The 7,408-nt window shown below is 73.4% G+C and carries 3 protein-coding genes and 1 pseudogene; 3 read left to right on the plus strand and 1 reads right to left on the minus strand.

Going from position 1 to position 7,408, the window contains the following annotated elements:
- Positions 1-19: 19 nt before the first annotated feature.
- On the plus strand, positions 20-4,066 hold the full coding sequence (gene fxsT / locus B9S61_RS34340; RefSeq protein WP_374936270.1) for an FxSxx-COOH system tetratricopeptide repeat protein: 4,047 nt from the start codon (positions 20-22) through the stop codon (positions 4,064-4,066).
- A 101-nt stretch (positions 4,067-4,167) separates the two neighbouring features.
- Here the strand turns inward: fxsT and B9S61_RS34345 are convergent, their stop codons facing one another.
- Positions 4,168-5,475: a cation:proton antiporter gene (locus tag B9S61_RS34345; RefSeq protein WP_258040012.1), complete on the minus strand. Its 1,308-nt coding sequence runs from the start codon at positions 5,473-5,475 to the stop codon at positions 4,168-4,170.
- A 628-nt stretch (positions 5,476-6,103) separates the two neighbouring features.
- Here B9S61_RS34345 and B9S61_RS34350 point away from each other — a divergent pair.
- On the plus strand, positions 6,104-6,325 hold the full coding sequence (locus tag B9S61_RS34350; RefSeq protein ID WP_103545677.1) for a hypothetical protein: 222 nt from the start codon (positions 6,104-6,106) through the stop codon (positions 6,323-6,325).
- 90 nt (positions 6,326-6,415) lie between these two features.
- Positions 6,416-7,408 (plus strand): annotated as a pseudogene (locus B9S61_RS42935) (hypothetical protein); the annotation flags it as partial.

Here is a 7,408-nt window from a genome sequence, read left to right on the forward strand (position 1 = left end):
CCTCGAGGGCCCCTTCGCCGTGGACGTCGGGCAACCGCTGCTGCCCGCCGACGACCGGCCGCAGTACGGACCCGCCCGGGCCACCGCACAGTTCGCGCGCGCCCTGCATCTGCTGGCCCGCCGCGTCCCCTCCCGCGACACCCTGGAGCTGGACGAGGAGACGACCGCCGAGCAGGGGGTCGTCGACGGCATGTGGATGCCCTTCCTGCGCCCCGCCCGCACCGCGGCCTTCCACCTGGTCCTCGTCGTCGACGACGCCCCGACCCTGCGGATCTGGCAGGACTCCGTCACCCGCCTCGCCAGGGCCGCCGAGCACAGCGGGGCCTTCCGCACGGTGCGCACCGTCCGGGTGAGCCTGCCGCGCAGCGGGCCCGCCACGCTCCGCTGGGGCACCGGACGGGCGACCTCCGGAGTCGGCGAGCTCATCGACGGCGGCGGCCGCGTCTACCTCGTCGTCACCGACGGACTGGCCCACGGCTGGGCCGCTCCCGCCGCCGACGAGCTCCTCGGCCGGCTGGCCCACTCGGGCCCCACGGCCCTCGTCCACCTGCTGCCGCCCCATATGCGCCGCCGCTCCACGCTCTACCCGTACGAGGCCGTACTGGAGGCCGGTGGCTTCGGTGCGGCCAACGACGGCCTCACCCACTGGCCGCCGCCCGGCGGTCCCGACCCGCTGCGGCCGCTGCCGGACGGCGGCGACGGATCGGTGCCCGTGCCCGTGCTCTCGCTCAAGCCCGGCTCGCTCGCCGCCTGGGCCGTCCTGGTGACCGGCGACCGGGGAGTGCGCCGTGCCCTGCCGGTCGTGCTGGCCGGCACCCTGGTGAAGGGCGCACCCGCGCCGGGACTGCGCGCCCCCCGCTTCCCGCGCGCCGCCAGGGCCGCCGTCCGCCGCTTCTTCACCCTCGCCACCCCGGCCGCACGCAAGCTCGCCTCCCAGCTCGCCGCGGTGCCGTTCGACTTCGACCTCTTCGAGCAGCTGAGACACCGCACCATGCCCGAGACCCGGCCGGATCATCTGGCGGAGATCCTGATGGGCGGGCTGATCGACTGGGAGCACGGCGCCGAGGGCCGGCCCGAGTTCGCCGAGGGGGTGCGCGAGGAACTGCTCGCCACCACCACGCGCAGCCAACTCGCCCGCACCGTGAGCCTGGTGGGCGAGCTTCCGGCGGCGGGTGACCGCGGCCTCGCGCTGCGCGCCGCCCTGCGAGACCCCCTGGGCGCCACCCTGCCGGATCCGTCCGAGCGCGGCTGGGCGCGCAGCGAGCTGGCGGTGATGCGGGCGCTGTCGGGTCCGTACTCCGAGCGGGCCCGGCGGATCGAGCCCCGTCTCTCCGGCGACGCCCGGACCGGTACCGCCGACTGGGTGCATGCCGGTTCCTCCGGAGTTGCGCCCTCCGAGGTGAACCGCGCTATTGATGGGGGATCGTCCGGCGGAGAGGGAAACCTGCCCCCGTCGAACGAACCCGACGACCCAGGAGAGCCCGTGTCCACCCCGGTAACCGACGCCACCCGACCAGACGAAGCCCCGGAGGCTGAGCCGCTCATGCAGAGCACCACGACCGCAACGCCCGCCCTTCTGGTGAACGTTCCCCTCCGGAACACCTCGTTCGTCGGCCGGCAGGCGCTGCTGAGGGCCGTGGAGGACCAGCTCGGCGCCCAGGACACGGCGGCCGTGCTGCCGCACGCGCTGCACGGGCTGGGTGGTGTCGGCAAGTCCCAGCTCGCGCTGGAGTACATCTACACCCACCAGCACGACTACAAGGTCATCTGCTGGATCCCCGCCGAACGCGAGAGCCTGATCCTGGCCGCACTGGCCCAGCTGGCGGCCCAGCTGGGCGTCGCCCCGACGGGGCAGGAGGTCATGGGCGCGCCCGCCGCCAACACGGCCGTGCCCGCGGTGCTCGAGGCGCTGCGCTCGGGCGCGCCGTACGACAACTGGCTGCTCGTCTTCGACAACGCCGAGGACGTCGAGGCGGTGCGCCAGTACTTCCCGACCAACGGGCCCGGCAAGGTCGTGGTCACCTCCCGGAACCGGGCCTGGGAACGGGTCGCCACCCCGCTCCCGGTCAACGTGTTCGACCGCGAGGAGTCCATCGAGCTGCTCCAGCGGCGCTCCCCCGATCTCACGGTGGAGGACGCCGGCCGGCTCGCCGAGGCCCTCGGCGACCTGCCGCTGGCGGTGGAGCAGGCCGGTTCCTGGCGCGCCGTCACCGGCATGCTCGTCGACGAGTACCTCGATCTTCTCGAGCAGCGCAGTCCCGAGATCCTCGAACTCGACCCGGCCCCCGACTACCCGGTCTCCGTGGCCGCCGCCTGGGACATCTCGCTGGGGCGTATCCAGGAGAACAACCCGGGCGCCCGCCAGCTCCTCGACATCTGCGCCAGCATGGCCCCGGAGCCCATCCCCCGGTCCATGCTGCGCGGCAGCCGGGGGGTGAACGTGACGCCCGAGGTCGACCCGCTCCTGCGGGAGTCGATCAAGCTGAACCGCGCCATCCGGGACCTGAGCCAGTTCTCCCTGATCAGGGTGGACCCGCGGTCCGACACGCTCCAGATGCACCGGCTGCTGCAGACCGTGCTCCTGGCCAAGCTGGGCACGCAGGAGCGCGAGCGGATGCGGACCGCCGCCCATCAGCTGCTGTCGGCCGCCAAGCCCGGCCCGTACGGCTCGTCCCTGGAGTGGCGTGCCTACCAGGCGCTGCTGCCGCACGTGCTGACCTCGCAGGCGGTGACCAGCACCGACACCTACGTGCGCGAACTGGTCTTCGACACCGTCTGGTTCCTCTACACCTGGGGCGACCACGAGGGCGCGGCGGACTTCGCGCGACAGGCGTGGAGTGCCTGGATCGCGGCCTCCGGTGAGGAGGACTTCCATGTCGTCCGGATGATGAAGAGCCTGGGCTTCCTGCTCCGTCAGATCGGTCAGGTGCCCGAGTCGATCCCGCTCACCGAGAAGGCGCTGGAGGTGTCGCGCCGTATCGACGCCGACACCGAGGAGGTGATCGACTCGCTGTGCGAGCTGGCCGACGCGCGGGGCTACCAGGGGCGTTTCGACGAGGCGCGGAAGCTGACGGAGGAGGCCACCGAGCTGGCGCGGTCGCTGTTCGGTCCCGACGATCCGATGACCCTGCGGGCCACCCATTCCTGGGGCGTCGGCCTCCGGCTGTGCGGCAGATTCCGCGAGGTGCTGCCGCTGGACCAGGAGAACGCCCAGCAGCGTGAACTGCTGTTCGGACCGGCCAGCTTCTTCACGCTCAACTCCCTCAACGCCCTCGCGATCGACATGCGTGAGAGCGGCGACTACAAGGGCGCGCGCGACTTCCAGGAGGACGTCCACCGCCGGGCCAAGGCGGCGTTCGGCGAGGAGCACCCCCTCACCCTGCGCATCGCCCGCAACCTCGCCGTGTGCCGGCGCCGCGACGGCGCGCAGGCGGAGGCGGCGAAGCTGTCGGAGGAGACGCTGAGGCGCTTCGCCGCCCGGTACGGATCCGACCACTTCGACTCCCTGACGACGGCGGCCAACCTCTCCGTCGACATGCGTCTGGCCGGCGACCTGGAGGGCTCCCGCCAGCTGGCGGAGTCGACCGTACGGCGGTTCGAGCAGCGCCTCGGCGGCGATCACGCGTACACGCTGCTGACGAAGGCGAATCTCGCCGCGACCTGGCGGGCGCTGGGCGACCACGACGCGGCCCATGGGCTGGAGGAGGACGTGGAGCACCGGCTGACCCACGGGCTGGGGGAGCGCCACGTCACCGCCCTGACCGTGGCGATCGGACGGGCCAACACGGCGTACGGGCAGCTCGACTTCGACCGGGCCCACGCGATCGACTCGGCCAACCTGCCACTGCTCGCGGAGGTCGCGGGCGAGGACCACCCGCTCACGCTGGCGGTGACCGCGAACCTGGCCCTCGACAAGAGGGGCCTGGGCCGTGGCGCCGAGGCGGAGGAACTGCAGCGCAAGGCGGTGGAGGGCTTCACCCGGGTGGTCCGCCCGGACCACCAGTGGCTCGCCGCCGCCCTCCAGCGGTCGCGCATCGAATGCGACATGGCCCCGATGCCCCTGTGACACGGGACCGGGTGCCTCTGTGACACAGGGGCCCACGTTCCCGGAGACTCATGGCGGCGGTCCCGTTCCCCGGCACACCGGGGAGCGGGACCGCCGCCGTGTCAGGGGCCGGGAGCCGTCGTCGTACTCTCCGAGGGTGTCGCACGCGGCGGGCCCCCGGGCCTGTGCGGGGCGGGGATGGTGGTGCGCAGGGGTGTGCGCCCGGCCCTGCGGTCCACCAGGGTCAGCAGCGGCTGGGTCAGGAGCGTGGTGGCCAGGGCCATCAGCACCAGGACGGTGTAGAGGGGCCCGCTCAGCAGACCTGCCCGGAGGCCCGCGTCGAGAGCGATCAGCTCCGTCAGGCCGCGGGCGCTCAGCAGCACCCCCACGGCCCGCGCGTCGTCACGGTCCAGCCCGCCCAGCCGGGCCGCCACCGTGCCGCTGCCGGCCTTGGTCACCACGGCCAGCACCGTCACCACGGCGAACGCGGCCCAGCCCGTGCCGTTCAGAGCGCCGAGGACGACGGCCTGGCCCGAGACGACGAAGAAGAACGGCAGCAGCAGTGAGCTGATGTCCTGCAGCGGCCGCAGCAGGTCAGGATGGAGTGTGCCGCCCTTCTCCCGCGGGCAGACGACCCCGGCGAGCAGGGCACCGCAGATCGCGTGCAGTCCCAGGTACTGCGTCACGGACGCCGTCGCGAAGGCGAAGCCGACCAGCAGGGACAGCCGGAGCACGGGCTCCGTCCGGGTGCGCCACAACAGCCGGCGCAGCAGCGGCCGGGCCGCCACCAGCGTCAGCGTGAGGAAGCCGGCCGCGAGCAACGCCCGCCATTGCCAGGGCAGTTCATGCCCTTCCCCACTCTCCAGAAGGGTGCCTGCCAGCACCGTCCAGCCGATCACGTCCAGCAGCCCGGCGGCGGACACCGCCATCACCCCCGGCACGGTGCCGGCCAGACCGTTCTCCCGCACCATGGCCGTCAGTACCGGTACCGCCGTTATCGACAGCGCGACCCCGGCGAACACCACGGTGCCGGGAGTGAGATGGGGCATGTCCAGCGCGCGCAGCTGCTCCCGGAACAGCAGCGCGCATCCGCTGCCTGCGGCCATCGGAACGAGGAAGGCCGTCAGCGCCACGCCCACCACCGTGCGCGCGCGGGCGCCGAGCACCTTCAGGTCCAGCTCGTATCCCACCGCGAACAGGAATACGACCAGCGCGAACTGGGCCAGCCCGCGCAGGGCCGCGCCGATCTGTTCCGGGAACAGCAGGGCGTAGGCGTCCGGCGCCGCACTGCCCAGCAGGGAGGGTCCCAGCGCTATGCCCGCGGCCAGCTGGCCGACGATGTACGGCTGCTTCAGGCGCCGGGCCAGCCAGCCGGCCGCATGGCCGGCGGTCAGGACGAGAGCCGAGGCGAACAGGAAATGAGTTACCACCGCGTCAGGGCGCACAGGGTCCCCCTGTTGTCCGGTCGTCGAGGCCGACGGAGCGGCCGAGGGTGGGTCGTCGCACATCTGCTCGACCCCCAACTTCTCCAGAATAGGGGCAGCTTGACCGGACATGTACCGCTCTGCCCGCGCGTCACCGGTGTCACTGGAGGCACATGGCAGCGGCCGTTGTCATCGGCCGAAGCAGAGAGGTGCGGGGCGTGCTTCCTGAAGCGCGCGGGGCGCGTGCGGCCCCGGCACCATCCGGAAGAACTGTTTCCGGCCGTACGAACATGCCCCGGGCCCCCTCAGGGAAGCGAGCCGTACACTGCCGCCCCCCGGTCACCGGCCGGAGAAGGCGGGCGGCCGCGGGTTTCCCCGCCCGGACGCGCCCGCCACCGGCTCGGACAGATGTCGCAGGCCACCCCACCGGTCCCGTCCGGCATGCCCCGCACAGGGGGCGCACGGACCTGGGTAGGCGTCGGGCGAGCCGACGGCCGCGACACGGCGGACGAGATCGCAGAAAGGATCGAGTGGCGTGATCGTACGGTTTTCGACCCGGGTAGGAATGGCCATGATGGAAAAGGAACTTGGGCATGGGGCATCGCGTGCCACCGTGCGAGAAGGGGGGAGCATCTTGGATCAGCCGCCCGCTCTGCGCCGCACCGCCGACCGAGAGCCGGCCACCGGTGCGGGGACCGATGTCTGGGAGTCGGACCTGACCGACCTCACGGGCCTGCCCCTGACCGCGCTGGACGAACTGGCGCCACTGCACCCGCCCGTCCGTGTGCTCGAAGAGGTGCTGCGCGCACGCGGCGGCATCCGGGGCGGAAACGAGGGCTCCGCCCGAGCCGAGTGACCGTCCCGCGCCCCGGCGGCGGGGGCCCGGCCCAGGCCCCGACGGGTCGCCGGCCGCCCTGTCCGTATCCGTGACCGGAGGTCCCGCCCCATGACCGGCGAGCCGCGCACCACCCCGTTCCGCATGCCCGAACACCTCTTCGCGGAACTGGCTTCCGGCGGCGGCTCCGCGCCGGCCGTCGCCTTCCTCGAACAGGGTGAACGGGCCCGCCGGCTGCTGCTGCTGCGGACCCTGCTGAAGCGCGTACGGGACCTGCCCACTCCGCTGACCGAGGCCGCGAGCGCCTGGCAGGTCTTCAAGGAGGCGGCCGAGCGGGCGCCGGAGGCGGTGGAACGGTTGCTGCTCGCTCCCACGACCGGAGCCTGGATCGCGCACCTGCTGCGCCGGCTGCACGGCACCGCGAACGGGCCGCCGCTGTGGGTGGAGGCGGCCAGGCTGAACGCCCTCGCGGTGGCCGCCTCGCTGCACGCCGGTACGGAAGCGTCCCTGCGCGTCGCGCTGGACGACGGCGCGCTGCACCTGCCGGGCCTGGGACTGGCCCGGCTGCCGGACGGGGCGCCCGGTCCGAGCGCGGGCAGAGCCGGCACCCGCGCCGGGATCATGACACTGGGAGGACCGGACCGCGGCGGCCGTCCCACGACCCTGACCTGCCGCCCCGCCCCCGTACCGGTGGACCGCCCGGGCCCCGAGGACCCCGGCTGGCATCCGCTGCGCACCCTCACGCACCCCGCTCCCGACGACCCCGGTGCCCCCGGCTGGCATCCGCTGCGTACCCTCACGCACCCCGCTCCCGACGACCCCGGTGCCCCCGGCTGGCATCCGCTGCGTACCCTCACGCACCCCGCTCCCGACGACCCCGGTGCCCCCGGCTGGCATCCGCTGCGTACCCTCACGCACCCCGCTCCCGACGACCCCGGTGCCCCCGGCTGGCATCCGCTGCGTACCCTCACCCACTCCACCCCGGCCGGCCCCGTCGCCATTCCCCTGGAGGACCTGGACCCCTACCGCGACCTGGACGGCCCGATCCCGCCCGCCCGGCTGGACCACGACGAAGCGGTGGCCTGGCAGCGGCTGTTCGACGAG

The organism is Streptomyces sp. SM1, from assembly GCF_002910825.1.
GTDB lineage: Bacteria > Actinomycetota > Actinomycetes > Streptomycetales > Streptomycetaceae > Streptomyces > Streptomyces okerensis.